Origin of the sequence: Bradyrhizobium canariense (assembly GCF_900105125.1) — a bacterium.
Lineage (GTDB): Bacteria > Pseudomonadota > Alphaproteobacteria > Rhizobiales > Xanthobacteraceae > Bradyrhizobium > Bradyrhizobium canariense_A.
This window is the reverse complement of the sequence record NZ_LT629750.1, coordinates 4,249,264-4,267,082: the sequence shown is the minus strand read 5'-3', so window position 1 is coordinate 4,267,082 and position 17,819 is coordinate 4,249,264. Positions and strand designations below refer to the sequence as shown.

The following is a 17,819-nucleotide window of genomic DNA, read 5'->3' as shown; positions in this document are numbered from 1 at the left end:
TCACCCGTTGAGCACGGCCGTGATGGCGTCGTGGTCGAAGCCACGCTCGGCGATCACAACAATCCGCGAGATTCGTGGCTCGTCGGCGCGCCACGGCCGGTCGAATTGCGCGCGCACCCGGGTCCCGACCCCTTGCACCAATAGCCGCATCGGTTTGCCGGCGACAGCGACGTAACCCTTGGCGCGTAGCACGCTGTGGTCGCGCGCGATCGCTTCCATCCTGGCCACGATGGTTTCGGCGTTGGTATCGGCCGGCAGTGTCACCACAATGGTCTCGAAATCGTCGTGATCATGGCTGTCGTGATCTTCGTGATGGCTCGGCCGCGCGTCGAGATCGTTTTCCGCCGCGGCCCCAAGGCCGAGCACGACGCGCGGATCGATGCGGCCTTCGGTCACTTCCAGCACCGGAATGCTGCGTGGCGCTTCCGCGAGCACGGTCTTGCGAGCTTCGGCCAGACGATTCGGGCTGACCAGATCGGCCTTGTTGAGGATCACGATGTCGGCGCAAGCGACCTGATCCTCAAACACTTCTCCGAGCGGGGTGTCGTGATCGATACTGCTGTCGGCGAGACGTTGCCGCGCGATCGCCGCCAGATCGGGCGCGAACCGGCCGTCGGCGACCGCTTCGGCGTCCGCCACCGCGATCACGCCGTCGACCGTGATGCGCGATCGCAGGTCGGGCCAGTCGAATGCTTTCAGCAGCGGTTTCGGCAGTGCCAATCCGGAGGTCTCGATCAGAATGTGATCGGGCGGCTGTGGCCGCGCGAGCAGGGCCTCGATCGTCGGAACAAAATCATCGGCAACCGTGCAGCACAGGCAGCCATTGGTGAGTTCTACGATAGCGTCTTCGGGGCAATTGGCGTCGGCGCAGCCTTTCAGGATGTCGCCGTCGATTCCGAGGTCGCCGAATTCGTTGACCAGGATTGCCAGGCGGCGGCCCTGCGGGTTCTGCATCAGATGGCGAACCAGCGTGGTCTTTCCCGCGCCGAGGAAGCCGGTAATGATCGTGACAGGTATTTTTTCGATCGACATGAAATGTTCCTAAACCGGCTTCGGGGCTGGCGGGATGCGCGCGATCACCCCCTTGCGGAAGATCGTCGGGCGTTCTCGCCACGGCACCAGGCCATCCTCGGTGGCCGCATAGCGCGAGGCGCCGGCGAGCAAGTCCTCGACCGAAGCCTGGCTGAGGTCACCATAGACATAGCTCCAGCGTCCCGGTCCGCTCAACGCGACGCTGCAACCGCGATTGCAATTGGAGAGACACTCGGCCTCGATGATACGGAAGCTGGACAGGCCGTCCTGACGGCGTTGCGCATCGGCCAGCGCGTCATGTAGCCGGCGTCCGGCACGCGGCACGGTTTCGCGGTCTTCGCCGGCAAGACAGGTGACGCAGACATGCATTGTCACCGTAACGTCGGATGCCGAAGTTGGCTCTTGGGGAGGTGGATCTAGTGCAGATTGGTCCATAGCAAAGCCCGTCAATGGATGACCACCGCCCAAGGCGGCAGCCAGACAAGCGGCGAGCGGACCTGCACTCCGTTCGACCAACCTTCTCACCCCGGGACGCCCCGCCCGGAATGGCGAATATGGCAGGCGACGGCAGGTTTCCTGGCTCACGGGTCATCGCCGGCACCACCTTCCCGGGCAAATTACCCAGTGGCTTTCGATGCAGGCTTTCCGCTCACAGTTGCGGGGGCAGCTCCGGCTTCGCTGAAACCCGGGAACTTCCCGTGTCTCCTGCGCCCGGTATTCCCTCTTAGTCCTGTCCGAAGACAAGACACCGTCGGCTCACGACTCAATCAGACGGAAACGCCCTCAAGTCAATCCCTCAGGAGGCGCCGGGCAGGTTGCCGAGACGGTATTGGTGTGATCCTGTCGCAGCCCACCGATCTATAGTGGATTTATAATGCAGGATAACATGAGCGAGAACGACACCGACGAGGCTGAGCGTCATCGCGCCAAGATGGCCAAACGCAAGGCGGTTCAGGACGCCGAAGTCGCGTCCAAGACCATCGCAAAGGGTCTGTTGATGATCAACACCGGACCCGGCAAAGGCAAGTCGACGGCCGCTTTCGGCCTCGCCTTGCGTTCGCTCGGTCACGGCTGGCGTGTCGGCGTCGTGCAATTCATCAAGGGCCGGGCGACTGGCGAGCAGGCCGCGCTGGAATCATTCGGTGACCGCGTGGTCTGGCATACGGCCGGCGAGGGGTTCACCTGGGAGACCCAGGACAAGGCGCGCGACATCGCCGCCTGCCAGCGCGCCTGGGGCATCGCGCTCGGCCTGATGGATGATCCGACCATCGGCCTCGTCGTGCTCGACGAACTTAACATCGCGCTTCGCTACGATTACCTGCCGCTGGATGAAGTGGTGGCAAAGCTCACGTCGCGGCGAAACGATCTGCATGTCATCGTCACCGGCCGCAACGCCAAACCGGCACTGATCGAGGCGGCCGATCTCGTTACCGAGATGGGCGCGGTCAAGCATCACTTCTCGGCTGGCGTGAAAACCCAGGCCGGCATCGAGTTCTGATGGCCGCGCGCGCGCTGATGTTTCAGGGAACCGGCTCCGATGTCGGCAAGTCGCTGATCGTCGCCGGCTTGTGCCGCTTGTTGGCGAGCCGCGGGCTATCGGTCCGTCCTTTCAAACCGCAGAACATGTCGAACAACGCTGCGGTCACCGAAGACGGCGGCGAGATCGGCCGCGCCCAGGCGCTGCAAGCGCGCGCCGCGCGCGTCGCGCCGACGGTCGACATGAATCCCGTGCTGCTGAAGCCGCAAAGCGAGATCGGCTCGCAGATCGTGGTGCAGGGTCGCGTGTTCGGCAGTGCTCGCGCGCGTGAATATCAGTCCCGCAAGGCGGAGCTGATGCCTTATGTGCTCGACAGCTTCGCAAAAACCCGGGCGCTATGTGACATCGTGCTGGTCGAGGGGGCGGGTTCCGCGTCGGAAGTGAATCTACGTGCCCACGATATCGCCAATATGGGATTCGCCCGTGCCGTCGATGCACCGGTGGTGCTGATCGGCGATATCGATCGCGGCGGGGTGATTGCAAGCCTGTGCGGCACCGCCGCGGTGATCGATCCCACGGATGCAAAGTTGATTGCAGGCTTCATCGTCAACAAAATGCGCGGCGACCCGTCATTGTTTGCAACCGGAATGACGTTCGTAGCCGAGCGCACCGGCTGGGCGCCGATCGGCCTGGTGCCGCATTTTCGCGACGCGCATCGGCTGCCGGCCGAGGATGTTTTCGGGCTCGAGGCCTCACCCGCACGAGCGCCGGGGGCGGCGGGGCATCGCGTGCGCATCGTCGTGCCGGTGCTGCCGCATATCGCCAATTTCGATGATCTGGATCCGTTGCGGCTCGAGCCTGGCGTCGAGCTCGTGTTGTTGCGCAATGGCGCGGCGCTGCCCGTCGATACCGATCTCGTCATTCTGCCCGGCTCGAAGGCAACCATCGCGGATCTGGCGGCGTTGCGGACCTGCGGCTGGGATGCCGACATCATCGCTTACAGCCGACGCGGCGGACGCGTGCTCGGCCTGTGCGGTGGCTATCAGATGCTCGGGCGCAGTGTCGCCGACCCCGACGGCATTGAAGGGCCGCCGGGGTCGGCGGCGGGACTCGGCCTGATCGAGGTCACAACGGAGCTCGCCGGCGACAAGTCGCTGGTCGCCGTCAGAGGCCGCACCGTTGCGGACGGCGTCGCTGCCGTCGGCTATGAAATGCATATCGGCCGGACCACCGGAGCCGGAACGCAGCGCCCGCTGTTGCGATTCGATGATGGCCGGCCGGATGGCGCGGTATCAATCGACGGCCGTATCGCCGGCACATATCTGCACGGTTTTTTCGCCGGTGACGCGCAGCGCGCGGCATGGCTTGCCCGGCTTGGTGCGCCGGCGAGTTCGCTTGGTTACGAACTATTGGTTGAACAAACCCTCGATGCTCTCGCCGCGCATCTTGCCGCGCATCTCGACGTCAACAGGCTGCTCAGCATGGCACGCTGACGCTCACGACCAGCCTCCAACCGAATACACGATCACAGCTATCGCTGCGACGATCAACAGCGCCCCACCGAAGGCCGTACGGTAAAGCATCAATGCGCGATCGATATCCCGTACCGTTGCTTCGGCCCGGCCGTCGCCCATCCAGTGGTCCTCGACCAGAACGCCGCTATAGATGCGCGGCCCGGCGAGGCGTAGGCCGAGCGCACCGGCCATCGCGGCTTCCGGCCAACCGGCATTGGGTGAGCGGTGCAGCCGCGCATCGCGTCGGTAAGCCCGCCATGCTGACGATGCCGACGCGCCGGGCACAACAGCGGCGGCAGCGATGAACATCAGCCCGGTCAACCGTGATGCCGGCAGGTTGACGAGATCATCGAGTCTCGCTGCGGCCCAGCCAAAGGCGCGGTGTCGCTCGGATAAGTGGCCGATCATGCTGTCGGCCGTGTTGATCGCCTTGTAAGCGATCATGCCGGGTAATCCACCGAGCAAAAGCCACAGCGCCGGCGCGGTCACGCCGTCGGATGCGTTTTCGGCCAGACTCTCGATCGCGGCGCGACAAATCGCGGCTTCGTCGAGCGTGTCAGGATCGCGGCCGACGATTTTGGCGATGCTGCGCCGTCCGCCAGCCAACCCGTCGGCCCGGAGTGCGGTTGTGACCGCGCGCACGTGCTGATCGAGATTGCCGCTGGAGATCAGCATGGCGACGACCAGGACCACTATAGCGAATCCGAGATAGGGAATGGCAGGTACGGCCATTTCGAGTACAACACCGGCGCTGAGGCTGCCCGCAAGCAACAGCAGCACGGTCGCAACGCCAGCGGCACGGCGGAGCGCAAACGAATAGTCCGGCCGGTTGAGCCTGGAATCAAGCGCCGCGATCAGTGCGCCGATCCACGACACCGGATGGCCGATTGCGCGAAACAACGTGGCAGGATAGGCCAGCACGGCTTCGATGCTGAAGGCGACGATCAGGATCAAGACGCGGTCAGGCGGATCGGACATGGATTGCAACATGCACTCGCGGGATGAGATCGGGAAGAGGGCGGGGGCCTTGAGGATTCACGGCGGTCGGATCGATATGGCGTCGCAACTCTATCCGAAGTCCCCGCAACCATGGATCGATCTGTCGACCGGGATCAATCCCATCGCCTGGCCGGTGCCACATATAGCGCTCGCGCGGTATCAGCGCTTGCCACTCGCGAGCGAAATAACCCAGATGAAGACCGCGGCCGCCGCCGCCTACGGGCTTCCCGCGAATGCGGCGATCATGCCGGTCTCCGGAAGCGAGCTTGCGATCCGCCTGTTGCCGCACGTGATCGGCGTCGGCCGCGTCGGCGTCCTCGCGCCGACCTATGGTTCGCACGCCGCGACCTGGCGCGACGCGGGCGCCGAGGTGCATGAGCTTGTTGCGCTGCCGGATCCAAAAGCATACGACCTTGACACCCTCATTGTGGTCAATCCCAACAATCCGAACGGCCGTACGATAGCGCGTGCCGAGCTGGTTGCTTTCGGGCAGGCCTGGACCGCGACCGGACGACGGCTGATTATCGACGAAGCCTTTGCCGATGTCCGGCCTGAGGCGTCGGTGCTGTCTCTGCCGGAACTGCCCATCGGAACGGTGGTGCTGCGCTCGCTCGGCAAGTTTTTCGGTCTCGCGGGACTGCGCGTGGGTTTTGTTATCGTCACTGAGTCCGATATCTCGCCTTGGCGCCAATTGCTCGGCGATTGGCCGGTGTCGGGTCCTGCGTGCGAGATCGCGACGTTGGCGCTGCGCGACGCGGCATGGATCGCGGCGACGCGAACGCGCCTTGCGGTCGATCGACGGCGGCTCGATGGTATCCTCACCGGCGCGGGATTGAGACTGCTTGGTGGCGCCGATCTGTTCGGTTTGTTCGAAGGCCCTGATGGCGTCGAGCTGCTCGATCATTTCGCGCGTGCCGGGATTTTGATCCGAGGCTTTGCCGCTGCACCCCGATGGTATCGGTTCGGGCTTCCCGCGGATGAGGCCGCGTGGCGGCGACTTGAGGCCACCTGCGGCACGTTGACGGCTTGATGGCGTCAGTGCGGACATCATCGTCTCAATCGCCATCGCCTCGTTCGCCGGGTTGGGCCCGCCGCGCGGCTTCTTCGCCGGCGAGCCGCCCGAACACGGCCGAAAGCGTGACGCCAAGTCCTGCGAGGTAGCCATTGCTGAGCACGTTCGCCGCCATGATCATGCCGGCCGCGAACACGTTGCGCGCGGGGCTGCCATCGTTCTTCATCACGCGCATGCGATCGTCCACGGCTACGCCGAAATGCGTGAACGTCACGCCCGGCCGCAGCGGATAGGCAGCGAATGGCGGGACCACGAGCGGGAGCGCGGCGCGCGATTTCGGTGGGACAAGCCCCTTGGTGCAACGTTCGATCGCCGGCACATTATCGTCGTCTCCGGTTGCGGCATTGAAATCCATGATCGTGGTTTCAAGCGCCGCCGGATTGAGGCCGACCGCGCTCGCGAGTGACGCGACGGTGTCGGCCCGGATCGGTGGCAGCGCTGTCGGCAAGGCGCGGCCGAACCCTTTCGCATCCAGGATCAGATAGGCGATCTGGCCCGGACAGGCCGCGATGCGCGCGCCCCAGCGGGCAAAATGCGTCTTGCGTGCGTCCTCGCCCTCGTCGTGAAATCGTCGGCCGTCATGGTCGACGACGATGCCGTGTGGAATAGCGGTGATGCGGGTGACGATACCGCCATCGAACTTTGGTCCGCGGGCGTCGACCACAACCATATGAGCGCGCGAGGGGTTGCCGACCGGCTTCACGCCGGCGTCGAGCAGCAGGCGCAACACCGAGCCGGTGACATAGGGCGTGCCGCGGATCATGAAATTGTCGGCGGCGTCGCCAAAACTTTCGCGAAGCCAGTCGATATTGGCCTGATGGCCGCCGGAGCACAGAACCAGGGTCTTCGGTGTGATGCGATCGATGCGGTCGTCATGAAGGATGTCGGCTTCGCAATCCCGGTCTTCGCCAAACGCGAGCGCAACGACTTCGCTGTCATAGTCGATCGTCACGCCGAGCTTGGCCGCGGTCGCGTAGAGCGCGTTGATCATCGCCTTGCCGCCACCGAGGAAAAAAGCCGTCCGCTTCGAATAAGGCATCACCCCGCTGGCCGGATCTTGCAGGCGCACGCCGTTGCCGTCGAGCCATGTGGCGATGGTGGCGGAGCCACGGATCAGAACGCGCGCCAGTTGCTCATCGGTCGCGCCGTGTGTGACGCGAAGCAGGTCCTTGAAGAAGGCGTCTTCGCCATAATTATCCGGCACATACCATGCCGGCCGGTCATGCATCAGGCGGAAATTGCGCGCGTGGCGGGTGTTGCCGCCGCGCAGCGAGGCCGGGGCTTGCTCGACCAGCCGTACGGACGCGCCGCTGCGCCGCGCTGCGATCGCCGCGCACAGCGCGGCGCTGCCGCCGCCGACCACGAGAACGTCGAGGCCCCGAGAGACGGCCGTTTCACTCATGATCGTGCTCGCTCGATCATGTCCCGCATCGCATTCCCTGTTGCCCTGATGAGATCGATGAACTGATAGGAGGGCGGACCACGTTGTCAACCGCGTGGGCATCCCTGGCGATTGGCACTCCGGCCCGCTTGCGCGACGGCGTGCATCATGCTCTCGTGGTTCCGTCTTTCGGTGCCTCGCGAGAGGTGAAACGGGAATGCGGTCAGGTGAGAGTTCACCCAAGCCGCTGCTGCCCCCGCAACTGTAGGCGGATCGTCCTCGATCAAAGACGTCACTGAACGCCGCGAAGCGGTATTGGGAAGACGATCGAGGACATTGTCCGTGAGCCAGGAGACCGGCCGAAGACACTGGATCGACTCGTTCGACGGTGGGTCGAAGAGAGGGGAAGTGGTATTCAACAGTCGTTCACTCGGCATAGCCTCGGTTCGATTGGTGGCGCGCAGCCGCCTGACGCCGAAGCCATGATGCCCTCCATCACGCGGTCGCCCGCGCGCTGTACGCGAGCAGCAGGACTGCTTCGCTCGTGCGGTCGCTGGCTCGTTACGTTCTCTATCTGACCTGAGTAAAATAAATGGACACCAAAGCATCGTCCGCTGGATCGAATGACTGGCAGATCGAACCGGTCGATCATTCACTGGAGCCACAGTTACGTAGCCGAATTGACGGCAAGGCGAAGCCGCTCGGCTCGCTCGGCCGCCTCGAGGATCTCGCGGTCCAGCTCGGGTTGATCTGGCACCCGCTGGCGCCGCGCACCGAGCGCGCCGTTGTCTTCGTCTTCGCAGCCGACCATGGTCTCACCGCGGAGGGCGTTTCGCTCTATCCGGCGAATGTCACCCGCGCGATGGTCGCGACGTATCTTGCCGGGCGCGCCGCTGTCAATGCACTCGCGAAGGCGTCGGGCGTTGACGTGCAGGTGATCGATGCCGGCGTCGATGCCGACATCCCGGCGCATCCTGGATTGATCGACGCGAAGATACGGCGCGGCAGCCGCAACGCCGCGCATCAAGCGGCGCTTACCCCTCAGGAGGTGAGCGATTGTCTTGCGAGAGGTGCATCGATCGTCGCGGCATCCATCGATGCCGGTACCGACGTGGTGGCGATTGGCGAAATGGGTATCGGTAATACGACGTCAGCCGCGCTCTTGATGCATCGGCTTGCGCCGGCGCCGCTGGCCGACTGCGTCGGCGCCGGAGCCGGTCTCGATACCGCAGGGGTCGCACGCAAGCTCGCGGTTGCGGAACGAGCCGCCTCGCGCAGCAAAGCGAACTCGCCGCTTGAGGTGCTGGCCGAATTCGGCGGCTATGAGATTGCGATGATGGCCGGAGCGGTACTCGGGAGTGCGGCACGTCGCCGGCCTGTGATCATCGACGGGTTTATCGCAACCGCGGCGGCGTTGGTCGCGGTGCGGCTGCAGCCCGCGGCGCGCGACTATTGCGTGTTTTCACATCGCTCCGCCGAGCGCGGTCACACCCTGTTGCTGGAGGCGCTCGATGCAAAGCCTTACCTCGATCTGGGACTACGGCTCGGCGAGGGCACCGGTGCCGTCATCGCGGTGCCATTGCTGCGGGCCGCTGCCGGTATCCTGATCGAGATGGCGGACCTTTCGGAGGTTCTGGCCGGAACATTGCAGCCACAACCGGCGGATTGCGGGCATGGCTGAGCTGATTTTCCTCACCGGACCGACGCGCAGCGGCAAGAGCCATCGCGCGGTCGAGATCGCGAAAGCCTGGGGAGAGAATGTGGTGTTCGTCGCGACCTATCGTTCCGACGCCAGCGATGCCGAAATGGCCGAGCGTGTACGGCGGCATCGCGCCGAGCGGATGGCGGCGTGGCGCACGCTTGAGGCTCCCGCCGATATCGCGCAGGCGCTGGCCGATCTGCGGCCGACGCCTTCCGGGGCGTTGATCGACAGCATGACGCTGTGGCTGGCCGATCGCCTCGATCAGGATGATGGGAGTCTGATTGCCACATGGGAGCGCCAGCTTGACGGCTTCTGCGCGGCACCGCATCCGGTCATTGTGGTCGGCGACGAGATTGGCTGGAGTCCTGTACCGATGGACAAGGAGCTACGTCGGTTTCGCGATCTGGTGGGCCTGCTTGGCCAGCGCACCGCGTCGCGGGCATCGGAAGCATGGCTGATGGTGGCGGGCTGCGGCGTACGGCTGAAATGATGGAACGCGCCGGTTCGCCGACAGCGGCAGCGAGATGGCAGAGATCGAGACCACATCATGCGCGACGAAAATCAATCAACGGCTGCCGACCATTTCCGGGACTGGATCGACGACCTTCGCCTCGCGGTGGCGCTGCTGACGCGGGTGCCGATGCCACAGCCCGAAGGTACGAAGCCTGAAGGCCTGGCGCGCGCCCAACGGGCGTTCCCGCTAGTCGGCGCAATGATCGGCCTCGCCGTCGGGCTCGTCGATCGGGCCATGCTGAAGATGGGCATTCCACCACTGGCCGCGGCGGCGCTGGCGATTGGTGCGGGGGCGGCGTTGACGGGCGCGCTGCATGAGGACGGGCTTGCCGATGTCGGCGACGGGTTTGGCGGCGGTCGCGATCGCGCCGCGAAGCTCGCGATCATGCGCGACAGCCGAATAGGCACCTACGGCGCCCTCGCGTTGCTGGTCAGCTTTTCGGCCAGATGGTCGGCGCTGGCGAGTTTTTCCACTGCCGCCATCATTCCGGGGCTCGTTGTGGCGCATGCGCTTTCACGAGCGGCCATTCCTGTTCTTGCGGCAAACATGCCGTTCGCCCGCGACGACGGACTTGGCAAATCGGCGGGACGGCCCGACCTCGCAAGCGCTTTAATGGCGATCGTCATCGCCGTCGTGATCGCGCTGCTGTGCCTGCCGGCAAAACTGGCATTGCTGGAGGTCGTTGTAACGGCCGCCGCCGCGACGGCCGTGGCCACGCTGGCACAACGGCAGATCGGCGGGGTGACCGGCGACGTGTTCGGCGCGGTGGAGCAGGTTGTGGAAACCGCGGTGCTGGTCATGCTCGCCGCGCGCCTGTCGTGAGGGCCGCGCCATGAGTAAAGACAATCGTCTGTGGCTGATCCGGCATGCGCCGGTTAAGGGACCGAAGGGTGTGATCCATGATTCCGATGCGGCCGCCGACACCGGAGATGACGCAGCGTTCAGGGCGCTCCGTGCGAAATTACCGGTCGAGGCCGCGCAATTCGCCAGTCCGAGTGTTCGGACGCTCGAGACGGCGGTCGCGCTGGGACTGCGGCCGAAACCCGAGCCGAACTTCCGCGAACAGAACTTCGGAGAGTGGACGGGCCGCCGTCATGACGATCTCGCCCGCGAGCTCGGCGCCGCCTACCGCGATTTCTGGCGGATGCCTGCCAATAGCAGGCCACCGGGCGGCGAAAGTTTTGCCGACCAGATCGTCCGTGTCCGCGACGGTCTGGCGGCGCTGCCGCCGGGCGACGTCGTGCTGGTGGTGCACTCCGGCACGGTGCGCGCGGCGCTTGCGATCGCGCTCGATGCCGGTCCGGAACCGGCGTTGCGCTTCGCGATCGATCCGCTGTCGCTGACCCGGATCGACCGGCTGACGAACGGCTGGCGCGTCGTTTGCGTCAACCGTTGAAACGTCTCATGTTTGAACCAGGGCGGATAGCGGAGGAAAGATGCGAAAGATTTTCGTGATCGGCATCGGCGTCGGCGATCCCGATCATATGACGATCCAGGCGATCAAGGCGCTTAATCAAGCCGACGTCTTTTTCATTCCCGACAAGGGAGCCGAGAAGGCCGCCCTGCGTGACCTGAGGACAGCCATCTGCGAGCGCTTCATTGAAAATGCCGATTACCGCACCATCAGTGTCGACGTGCCGCAACGCACGAGTTCCGGCGATTATCTTGCCAGTGTCGACGAATGGCATAGCCGCCTCGCCGACATCTATGCTCGATTGTTCGAACACGAGCTTGAAGAAAACGAAATCGGCGCGATTCTGGTGTGGGGCGATCCGGCGATCTATGACAGCACGCTGCGGATCATCGAGCGCATCCGCATCAAAGGGCTGGCGCTGGAGATTCAAGTGATCCCGGGCATCAGCAGCGTGCAGGTTCTGGCGGCAAAACATCGCGTCGTCCTCAACCAGATCGGGGAAAGTGTGCTGCTGACCACGGGACGCAAGCTTGCCCACGGTTTTCCGGATGAATTCGGCAGCGTCGTCGTGTTGCTCGACGGCACCCAGGCTTTTGCGAGCCTGGCGGAACCGGATCTCGATATCTTCTGGGGCGCCTATCTCGGGACCGATGACGAAATCCTGATCTCGGGAAGGCTCGCCGACGTCAAGGACAAGATCGAAGCGGCACGCAAGCTCGCGCGCCAACAGCACGGCTGGATCATGGATACGTATTTGCTGCGAAAATCCGATCGCGGCCGATGCTGAAACCGTGACTCAAGCTGCTTGCGCGCCGGTACCGTGATTGCAATCAAGCTGTCCAGCGACCATGCTGGTGCTCGCTCGTGATGAAAGAGAAGACGATGGAATCCCAGGACATCCAGGTCGACGCCGAATTTTCCTCCGCCGAGCGCGATGCCGTCTACAAATGCATCTTCAATCGCCGCGACGTGCGCGGGCAATTTCTTCCAACTCCGATCCCGGATCAGGTGCTGGCGCGCCTCCTCGGTGCAGCCCACCATGCGCCGTCGGTCGGTTTCATGCAGCCTTGGGATTTCATCGTCGTCAGGGATCGCGCCATCAAGCAAAAGGTGAGGGATTCGTTTCAGGCCGCGAACCTGGAAGCCGCCGGGATGTTCGAGGATGAAAAGCAGCAGGCCTACCGCCGGCTCAAGCTGGAGGGCATCGTCGAGGCACCGGTCGGAATCTGCATCACCTGTGACCGCAACCGTACCGGTCCCGTCGTGCTTGGACGAACCCATCAGGCCGATATGGATCTCTACAGCGCGGTTTGCGCGGTACAAAATCTCTGGCTCGCTGCCCGAGTGGAAAATATCGGCGTCGGCTGGGTCAGCATTATCAGATACGACGATCTGCGCGAGGCGCTCGCTATCCCCCCGTCGATCCAGCCAGTCGCCTATCTCTGTGTTGGCTACGTCTCGCATTTCTTCCGGAAGCCGGAGCTGGAAAGCGTCGGCTGGTTGCCGCGCACGCCGCTGTCCGACGTCGTGTCGATCGACTGTTGGCGCGGCCAAGACACGTCTGATCCACTCTTCCAATATCTCTGATCGTTTGTGTGCGCCGACAACCGCGTCGCTGATGGAAGAGATGTCTTGCAAGGCAAGTCCACAATCTCTTTCGGATTCGTCTGTTGACGCGGATGTGATCTGATGCCACGTTCATGGTCGGTAGTGCCCGCAAGGGCTAATCAAGGGAATGCGGTGCGTCTGTTACGACAGGCAATGCCGCAGCTGCCCCCGCAACTGTAAGCGGCGAGCTGACAACCATTAATACCACTGGGATCGTTTAGTCCTGGGAAGGTGGTTGAAGGCGACGACCCGTGAGCCAGGAAACCTGCTACCAGTCATGGTCATGCGCGAACGCGTCGGGCGGGGTGCTCCGAAGCGTTGTGAGAGTTGTGTTGATCTGCCGCATTAGAGGCGAAGGGCAGATCGTCACAGCAAACGCGCCTGACGGTTTGAATATTCGCCGTCGAGCAAAACTGTGTCGACTTTCAGAATCTGTGAACTCCGCGCGCGGTCGCGGGGCTGCGGTCGCTTGGCCGAACCATCCTCCTCAACTGAACCATACTCCGCAAAGCGGCATTGTCTTTCAGCCTCGGCGCTACCGCTTAGCCTGGCCTTGCTGCTGTTCGTCAGTGCGGAGAGACCTGCATCGGCGCAAACCGCTTCAGGACAAAACCGGGGAACGCTTGAGCCAGTCGTTGTCTCGCCGGCGAAGCCAAAACCTGCGTCGCGGATTGGCGCCGACGCGTCCGGCGCGGGGAAACGTATCAGACCGGCCGCCGCGAGGAACACGGCGAAGCCGAAACCGCAACCGGCCGTCAACGTTGAAGCGGCGCGGACCCCGCTCAACACTAACGTGGTCGCGACCAGCGCGAGCAGACTCGGGCTCACTGTCATGGAGACGCCGGCATCGGTCGAAATCGTCGACCAACAGAAGATGCAGGAGCAGGGTTACCGAACCACCACGGAAACCGCGCAAGGCGCGGTCGGCGTGCTATCCGGCGATGCGGCCGGCGCGCCGGCCGGGTTCTCCATGCGAGGCTTCACCTATAGCGGGGTGAACGTCCTCTACAACGGAATCTGGACCGGTCCGCAAGACATCACGTCGCGCGTCATGGATACGGCGAATCTCGATCGAGTGGAATTTCTCAAAGGTCCGTCTTCCCTGATGTCCGGACTGGATGCGATCGGCGGTTCGGTCAATTACGTGACGCGGACGCCGACCAGTGGCCCGATCAAAAACGAACTGGATACCTCGCTGGATTCGCTGGGAACCTATCGGACGCATTTCGGCTCGGGCGGCAGCACCGCGGTTGCGGGACTGGATTATCGTTTCGACGTGAGCCAGTCCAAAGTCGCCAGCTTCATCGACGGCGACTTCGAGAATCTTACGAACTTCTCGACGCAACTGAACTATCGGGTGTCCGACACGTTCAAGGTGTTCGCGGCTATCGAGTACAAGAACGACGGAGGTCATGCCTATTGGGGAACTCCGCTGGTCCCGCTCTCGTTTGCCGGACCCTTCGCCAAGAGCGGCGTGGTTTCGGGCACGGCGGTCAATACGTTCGACGGCAGCATCCTTGGGCCGCTGACCGTGGACTCGCGGACCCTGACGACCAATTACAACGTTGCCGACAATTCCGTCGGTGCTCACGAGCTTTGGCTGCGCGGCGGATTCGAATGGGCGCTCAGTAACGACGTCACGATCAAGAACCAGGTCTATGATTATAGCGCTCAACGACACTGGTTCGACAGCGAGACCTACGCCTTCGACCTCGCCAGTTCGACCATCGATCGCGATCGCTTCTTTGTCACGCACAATCAGCACGTCACCGGCGACAACACCGACCTTGCATGGAACGGCGCGTTCTTCGGCATGGAGAACCGTCTCGCGGCGCAACTCCAGGTGAGCCGCAACGACATCAAGTTCACGCAGGAGGGTAATCCGGACGTTTTCCCGGCCGATACGGTTTCCGTGCTCAATCCGGATCCCGGGGGTTACGATGTGCCCGGCGGTCCGCCCGAGCCCGACGTCCGAAACAGCCACCTCGATACGCTCGCCGGGTCGATCGAAGACCGTCTCAAGCTGACGCCGATGCTCGCATTGATCGGCGGCGTCCGGGTCGATGATTTCAGGCTGGAGCGGGATGGCATCAACTTCGATGGCACGATCCCCGCCGGGCAGCCCTTCAGCAAGACGTGGACGCCGGTGTCCTATCGCGCGGCCTATACGTTCGAGCCGGTTCACAACCTCGTTTTCTACAGCATGTACGCGACCGCATTCGATCCGGCCGCGGCCGGCATCTTTTCTGTGACGCCCGGAACATCGCTCGAACTGACAAGCTCCCGCATCTATGAGACCGGCGTCAAGCAGTTGTTCTGGGACGGCAAGGCGGAGTGGACGCTCGCGGCCTATGATATCCAGAGACAAAATGTTTACGTGCAGATCAACGATACGACATCGGCCCTGGCCGGTGAGATCAGGACCAAAGGCATCGAACTTTCAGGCGCGGTGAATCCCGTCGACAACGTAAAACTCTGGGCCAATGCCGCCGTGACGCAAGCCCGCTATGCCAACTTTTACATCGACGGTGAATCTGTGAGCGGCAACACGCCGTCGAACGTGGCTCCTCTCATCGTCAATGCCGGGGCCTCCTATCGCTTCAACAATTGGCGCTGGCCGGTCGAGATCGGCGGATCGCTTCGCTATGTCGGAAACCGTTACTTGTTTGAGGACGATGCGACCACGATGGACGCGTACACCACCGCCGACCTGTACGCATTCGTCGATATCCCGAAACGGGATCTGCCATGGCAGGGCATCGACACGATGCGCGTTAAATTCAGGGTGCGCAACATCACCAACGCCGTGTACGCCGCGTGGTCCGATCCGGGTTATCCCGATCAGGTACTGCTCGGCGCGCCGCGAACCTATGAGTTGTCCGCTTCCGCGAAATGGTAAGTACCGGCCCCGCGATGCGTGTCCTGATCGTGCTGCATCGCTGGTGGGGCGTGGCGTTCTGCCTTCTGTTTGCGATGTGGTTCGCATCGGGAATCGCGATGCATTTCGTGCCGTTCCCGGCTCGGACGGACGCGGGGCACTTCCGCGGGCTGGCGCCGATCAATTCCGAGGAGATCGCGCACAGTCCGGCGGAAGCGATCGCCGCCAGCGGCATCCACGATGCCTTACGGGTCCGCCTCATCGGACGGAGCGACCAGCCGATCTATTTGATCTTCGGGCCATCGGAGGTGAAAGCGCTTCGCGCTCTCGACCTTGCGGACGGCGGAGTTCATTCGGATCGAACCGTCCTGGACATCGCAATCGCCTACGCGCGCGATCGTGGGCTTGACCCTTCGCATGCCGGGATCGCCAGCCCGATAACTTACGATCAGTGGACCGTTTCGGGAGAATATGATTCCGATCGTCCGCTGTACCGCGTTTCACTCAATGACAGCAGCGGCACCGATCTCTACGTGTCCTCGGCGACAGGCAGCATTGTTGTCATCACCACGCGTCACATGCGCCTGCTGAACTATCTCGGAAGCATTGCGCACTGGATCTATCCGACTGCCTTGCGTCATCACCCGCAAGCATGGAGCGCGCTGTTGTGGTGGCTTGCGCTATTCGCAACGATCGGCGCTGGTGTCGGCTTCATCATCGGCCTGATGCGGTTGATCGCCACCAATCGAAACGCGGCATCCCCCCACCGAGGCTTGCAGGCGTGGCACTATGGCTTCGGTCTGGTCTGTGCACCCTTCATCTTGAGCTGGATCTTCAGCGGCTGGCTGTCGATGGATGACGGCCGCTTATTCTCCGGCAACGCTACTCGCGTCGACGCGCTCGCGATAGCGGACCCCACAGCATGGAATCAGCTCCGGTCCGACGAAGTGCGCCGCCTGCACGCCGGATTAAAGGAAATCGAATGGTTTGCGTTCGACGGACGTATCTATCGCCGCGACCGTGACATGGCCGGCGCGCATCGGCTGGTTCAGGCCGCACCGGAAGCGGACGCGACCTCGTACCCGCGGACATTTCTCCAGGAGAACGAAATAGACGCCGCCGCTAAACGTCTTGGTCGCGATTGTAGCAACGCCTCGGTTCTCGACGCCGATGATCCCTATGAGGTAACCCGGATAACGTCCGATGAGCCGGTGTTTCGAATCGTCTGCAGCGACATCTGGTTCGACATCGACGGCGCAACGGGGGAATTGTTGAATCGGATCGATCCGTCGCGTCGCGCCTATCGCTGGCTTTTTGGCGGGCTGCACACGCTTAACTTTTCGTGGTTGAGGCACCCTCCGTGGCTGCGTTCGATCCTCATCGTCGTGCTATGCGGATGCGGCTTTGTGTTCAGTCTCTCAGGTGTCGTGCTCGCCTGGCAGAGGCTGCGAAACACCGTTGCAAAGGGCTAACCTTGGCATTGATGCGCCTCGGCCGGACGGCCGCGACGGCAATCAGCCACTCAGCGCCGCCGGCGAGATGCTGCGCTTGACCACGCTACGCATCGCGAAGCTGGAGTGCAGCCGTGCGACGCCCGGCATCCGCGACAGATGTTGTTTGTGGATGCGCTCGTAGTCTTCCATGTCGCGCGCTTGCACCTGTACGAGATAGTCGTCATTTCCCGACATCAGATAGCAGGACACGACGTCGGGGCATTTCTTGATTTCTTTTTCAAAAGCAGCGAGCGCATCCTCGTTTTGACGATCCAGCGTAATGTGAACGAACACGGTCATCAGGAAGCCGAGCTCCGTCGCATCGATTTCCGCTGAATACCCCCGGATGACGCCGGCTTTCTCCAGTTGTTGCAGACGCCTTGCGCAGGCGGTCGGCGAAAGCCCGACACGCTCCGAGAGGATAACCTGGCTGATCCGCGCATCCTGCACGAGTTCATGCATGATTTTCCGGTCGATGGAGTCGGGTTCTGTCGTCATGCAGCCTGCCTCTGTCTTCGGCGCAGAAATACGCGAAAAATATGAGATAGTCTGCCGTTTTCTGGCGCGTGGAGGCCATTGGAGAGAGGAATTCGCCGAATATCTCCCCGAACTCTCTGGCATTCTCCCTTCACCTTGGCTTCTAACAGGATGGATTCGGGGTGACAGGTGCGGTGAGGAATGGCGGCGCTCGACATGTCGGCGCAGTGCCGACGATTGATCCGGGAGCGTGCGCAC

The 17,819-nt window shown here is 63.0% G+C and carries 17 protein-coding genes and 3 riboswitches; of the genes, 11 read left to right on the top strand and 6 right to left on the bottom strand.

The window, feature by feature from the left end; all coding sequences use genetic code 11:
• A complete protein-coding gene (cobW, locus tag BLV09_RS20385; RefSeq protein WP_146688639.1) occupies positions 1–1,032 on the bottom strand; it encodes a cobalamin biosynthesis protein CobW in 1,032 nt (343 codons plus the stop codon).
• Between the two features lie 9 nt (positions 1,033–1,041).
• Entirely contained in the window at positions 1,042–1,401 is a 360-nt protein-coding gene (locus BLV09_RS20380) for a DUF1636 family protein (protein ID WP_244549184.1), read from the bottom strand.
• A 180-nt stretch (positions 1,402–1,581) separates the two neighbouring features.
• Positions 1,582–1,800: riboswitch (cobalamin riboswitch) on the bottom strand.
• Positions 1,801–1,918: 118 nt separating this feature from the next.
• Between BLV09_RS20380 and cobO the strand changes: the two genes are divergently transcribed.
• Both cobO and BLV09_RS20370 read left to right on the top strand, forming a co-directional pair.
• Positions 1,919–2,530 (top strand): cob(I)yrinic acid a,c-diamide adenosyltransferase, encoded by a 612-nt coding sequence (gene cobO, locus BLV09_RS20375; RefSeq protein WP_100387216.1) that lies wholly within the window; start codon positions 1,919–1,921, stop codon positions 2,528–2,530.
• Positions 2,530–4,002, top strand: a complete 1,473-nt coding sequence (locus BLV09_RS20370) for a cobyric acid synthase (RefSeq protein WP_197684966.1) — start codon at positions 2,530–2,532, stop codon at positions 4,000–4,002. Before cobO ends, BLV09_RS20370 begins: the two co-directional genes overlap by 1 nt.
• A gap of 3 nt (positions 4,003–4,005) precedes the next feature.
• Here the strand turns inward: BLV09_RS20370 and cbiB are convergent, their stop codons facing one another.
• Positions 4,006–5,001 carry an adenosylcobinamide-phosphate synthase CbiB gene (gene cbiB, locus BLV09_RS20365; RefSeq protein WP_146688637.1) on the bottom strand — a complete coding sequence of 332 codons (996 nt, stop codon included), beginning with the start codon at positions 4,999–5,001 and terminating at the stop codon, positions 4,006–4,008.
• Here cbiB and cobD point away from each other — a divergent pair.
• Positions 5,000–6,052, top strand: a complete 1,053-nt coding sequence (gene cobD, locus BLV09_RS20360; protein WP_349536536.1) for a threonine-phosphate decarboxylase CobD — start codon at positions 5,000–5,002, stop codon at positions 6,050–6,052. The two genes, cbiB and cobD, sit on opposite strands and share 2 nt — an antisense overlap.
• A 25-nt stretch (positions 6,053–6,077) precedes the next feature.
• On the opposite strand, the gene tcuA is transcribed toward cobD, so the two are convergent.
• Positions 6,078–7,496 (bottom strand): FAD-dependent tricarballylate dehydrogenase TcuA, encoded by a 1,419-nt coding sequence (tcuA, locus tag BLV09_RS20355; RefSeq protein ID WP_146688635.1) that lies wholly within the window; start codon positions 7,494–7,496, stop codon positions 6,078–6,080.
• A 153-nt stretch (positions 7,497–7,649) separates the two neighbouring features.
• Positions 7,650–7,853: riboswitch (cobalamin riboswitch) on the top strand.
• A gap of 214 nt (positions 7,854–8,067) precedes the next feature.
• Between tcuA and cobT the strand changes: the two genes are divergently transcribed.
• The 6 genes from cobT to bluB all read left to right on the top strand — a co-directional run bounded on the left by cobT (position 8,068) and on the right by bluB (position 12,692).
• The gene (cobT, locus tag BLV09_RS20350; RefSeq protein WP_146688634.1) at positions 8,068–9,156 is read left to right on the top strand and encodes a nicotinate-nucleotide--dimethylbenzimidazole phosphoribosyltransferase; all 1,089 of its coding nucleotides are present in this window, start codon (positions 8,068–8,070) and stop codon (positions 9,154–9,156) included.
• The gene (locus BLV09_RS20345) at positions 9,149–9,667 is read left to right on the top strand and encodes a bifunctional adenosylcobinamide kinase/adenosylcobinamide-phosphate guanylyltransferase (RefSeq protein ID WP_146688633.1); all 519 of its coding nucleotides are present in this window, start codon (positions 9,149–9,151) and stop codon (positions 9,665–9,667) included. Before cobT ends, BLV09_RS20345 begins: the two co-directional genes overlap by 8 nt.
• A 57-nt stretch (positions 9,668–9,724) precedes the next feature.
• Positions 9,725–10,513 (top strand): adenosylcobinamide-GDP ribazoletransferase, encoded by a 789-nt coding sequence (gene cobS / locus BLV09_RS20340; RefSeq protein ID WP_146688632.1) that lies wholly within the window; start codon positions 9,725–9,727, stop codon positions 10,511–10,513.
• A gap of 10 nt (positions 10,514–10,523) precedes the next feature.
• Positions 10,524–11,087 carry a histidine phosphatase family protein gene (locus tag BLV09_RS20335; RefSeq protein ID WP_146688631.1) on the top strand — a complete coding sequence of 188 codons (564 nt, stop codon included), beginning with the start codon at positions 10,524–10,526 and terminating at the stop codon, positions 11,085–11,087.
• A 40-nt stretch (positions 11,088–11,127) separates the two neighbouring features.
• On the top strand, positions 11,128–11,892 hold the full coding sequence (cobF, locus tag BLV09_RS20330; RefSeq protein WP_146688630.1) for a precorrin-6A synthase (deacetylating): 765 nt from the start codon (positions 11,128–11,130) through the stop codon (positions 11,890–11,892).
• 95 nt (positions 11,893–11,987) lie between these two features.
• Entirely contained in the window at positions 11,988–12,692 is a 705-nt protein-coding gene (bluB, locus tag BLV09_RS20325) for a 5,6-dimethylbenzimidazole synthase (RefSeq protein WP_146688629.1), read from the top strand.
• Between the two features lie 104 nt (positions 12,693–12,796).
• Positions 12,797–13,000, top strand: a riboswitch (cobalamin riboswitch).
• A 79-nt stretch (positions 13,001–13,079) separates the two neighbouring features.
• Here the strand turns inward: bluB and BLV09_RS20320 are convergent.
• Complete coding sequence (locus BLV09_RS20320) at positions 13,080–13,442, bottom strand: hypothetical protein (protein ID WP_167558819.1); 363 nt, start codon at positions 13,440–13,442, stop codon at positions 13,080–13,082.
• Between the two features lie 103 nt (positions 13,443–13,545).
• Here BLV09_RS20320 and BLV09_RS20315 point away from each other — a divergent pair, with 103 nt between their 5' ends.
• Together BLV09_RS20315 and BLV09_RS20310 are read left to right on the top strand one after the other, a co-directional pair.
• Entirely contained in the window at positions 13,546–15,612 is a 2,067-nt protein-coding gene (locus BLV09_RS20315; protein WP_146688627.1) for a TonB-dependent receptor, read from the top strand.
• 14 nt (positions 15,613–15,626) lie between these two features.
• Positions 15,627–17,063, top strand: coding sequence for a PepSY domain-containing protein (locus BLV09_RS20310; RefSeq protein WP_167558818.1), 1,437 nt, complete (start codon positions 15,627–15,629; stop codon positions 17,061–17,063).
• A 42-nt stretch (positions 17,064–17,105) separates the two neighbouring features.
• Here the strand turns inward: BLV09_RS20310 and BLV09_RS20305 are convergent, their stop codons facing one another.
• Positions 17,106–17,582, bottom strand: a complete 477-nt coding sequence (locus tag BLV09_RS20305) for an Lrp/AsnC family transcriptional regulator (RefSeq protein ID WP_100384168.1) — start codon at positions 17,580–17,582, stop codon at positions 17,106–17,108.
• Positions 17,583–17,819: the final 237 nt, after the last annotated feature.

Coding starts and splice junctions, on each gene's coding strand:
- cobW (WP_146688639.1), bottom strand. CDS start 1,032: ATGTCGATCGAAAAAATACCTGTCACGATCATTACCGGCTTCCTCGGC.
- BLV09_RS20380 (WP_244549184.1), bottom strand. CDS start 1,401: ATGCATGTCTGCGTCACCTGTCTTGCCGGCGAAGACCGCGAAACCGTG.
- cobO (WP_100387216.1), top strand. CDS start 1,919: ATGAGCGAGAACGACACCGACGAGGCTGAGCGTCATCGCGCCAAGATG.
- BLV09_RS20370 (WP_197684966.1), top strand. CDS start 2,530: ATGGCCGCGCGCGCGCTGATGTTTCAGGGAACCGGCTCCGATGTCGGC.
- cobD (WP_349536536.1), top strand. CDS start 5,000: ATGGATTGCAACATGCACTCGCGGGATGAGATCGGGAAGAGGGCGGGG.
- cbiB (WP_146688637.1), bottom strand. CDS start 5,001: ATGTCCGATCCGCCTGACCGCGTCTTGATCCTGATCGTCGCCTTCAGC.
- tcuA (WP_146688635.1), bottom strand. CDS start 7,496: ATGAGTGAAACGGCCGTCTCTCGGGGCCTCGACGTTCTCGTGGTCGGC.
- cobT (WP_146688634.1), top strand. CDS start 8,068: ATGGACACCAAAGCATCGTCCGCTGGATCGAATGACTGGCAGATCGAA.
- BLV09_RS20345 (WP_146688633.1), top strand. CDS start 9,149: ATGGCTGAGCTGATTTTCCTCACCGGACCGACGCGCAGCGGCAAGAGC.
- cobS (WP_146688632.1), top strand. CDS start 9,725: ATGCGCGACGAAAATCAATCAACGGCTGCCGACCATTTCCGGGACTGG.
- BLV09_RS20335 (WP_146688631.1), top strand. CDS start 10,524: ATGAGTAAAGACAATCGTCTGTGGCTGATCCGGCATGCGCCGGTTAAG.
- cobF (WP_146688630.1), top strand. CDS start 11,128: ATGCGAAAGATTTTCGTGATCGGCATCGGCGTCGGCGATCCCGATCAT.
- bluB (WP_146688629.1), top strand. CDS start 11,988: ATGGAATCCCAGGACATCCAGGTCGACGCCGAATTTTCCTCCGCCGAG.
- BLV09_RS20315 (WP_146688627.1), top strand. CDS start 13,546: ATGGAGACGCCGGCATCGGTCGAAATCGTCGACCAACAGAAGATGCAG.
- BLV09_RS20310 (WP_167558818.1), top strand. CDS start 15,627: ATGCGTGTCCTGATCGTGCTGCATCGCTGGTGGGGCGTGGCGTTCTGC.
- BLV09_RS20305 (WP_100384168.1), bottom strand. CDS start 17,582: ATGACGACAGAACCCGACTCCATCGACCGGAAAATCATGCATGAACTC.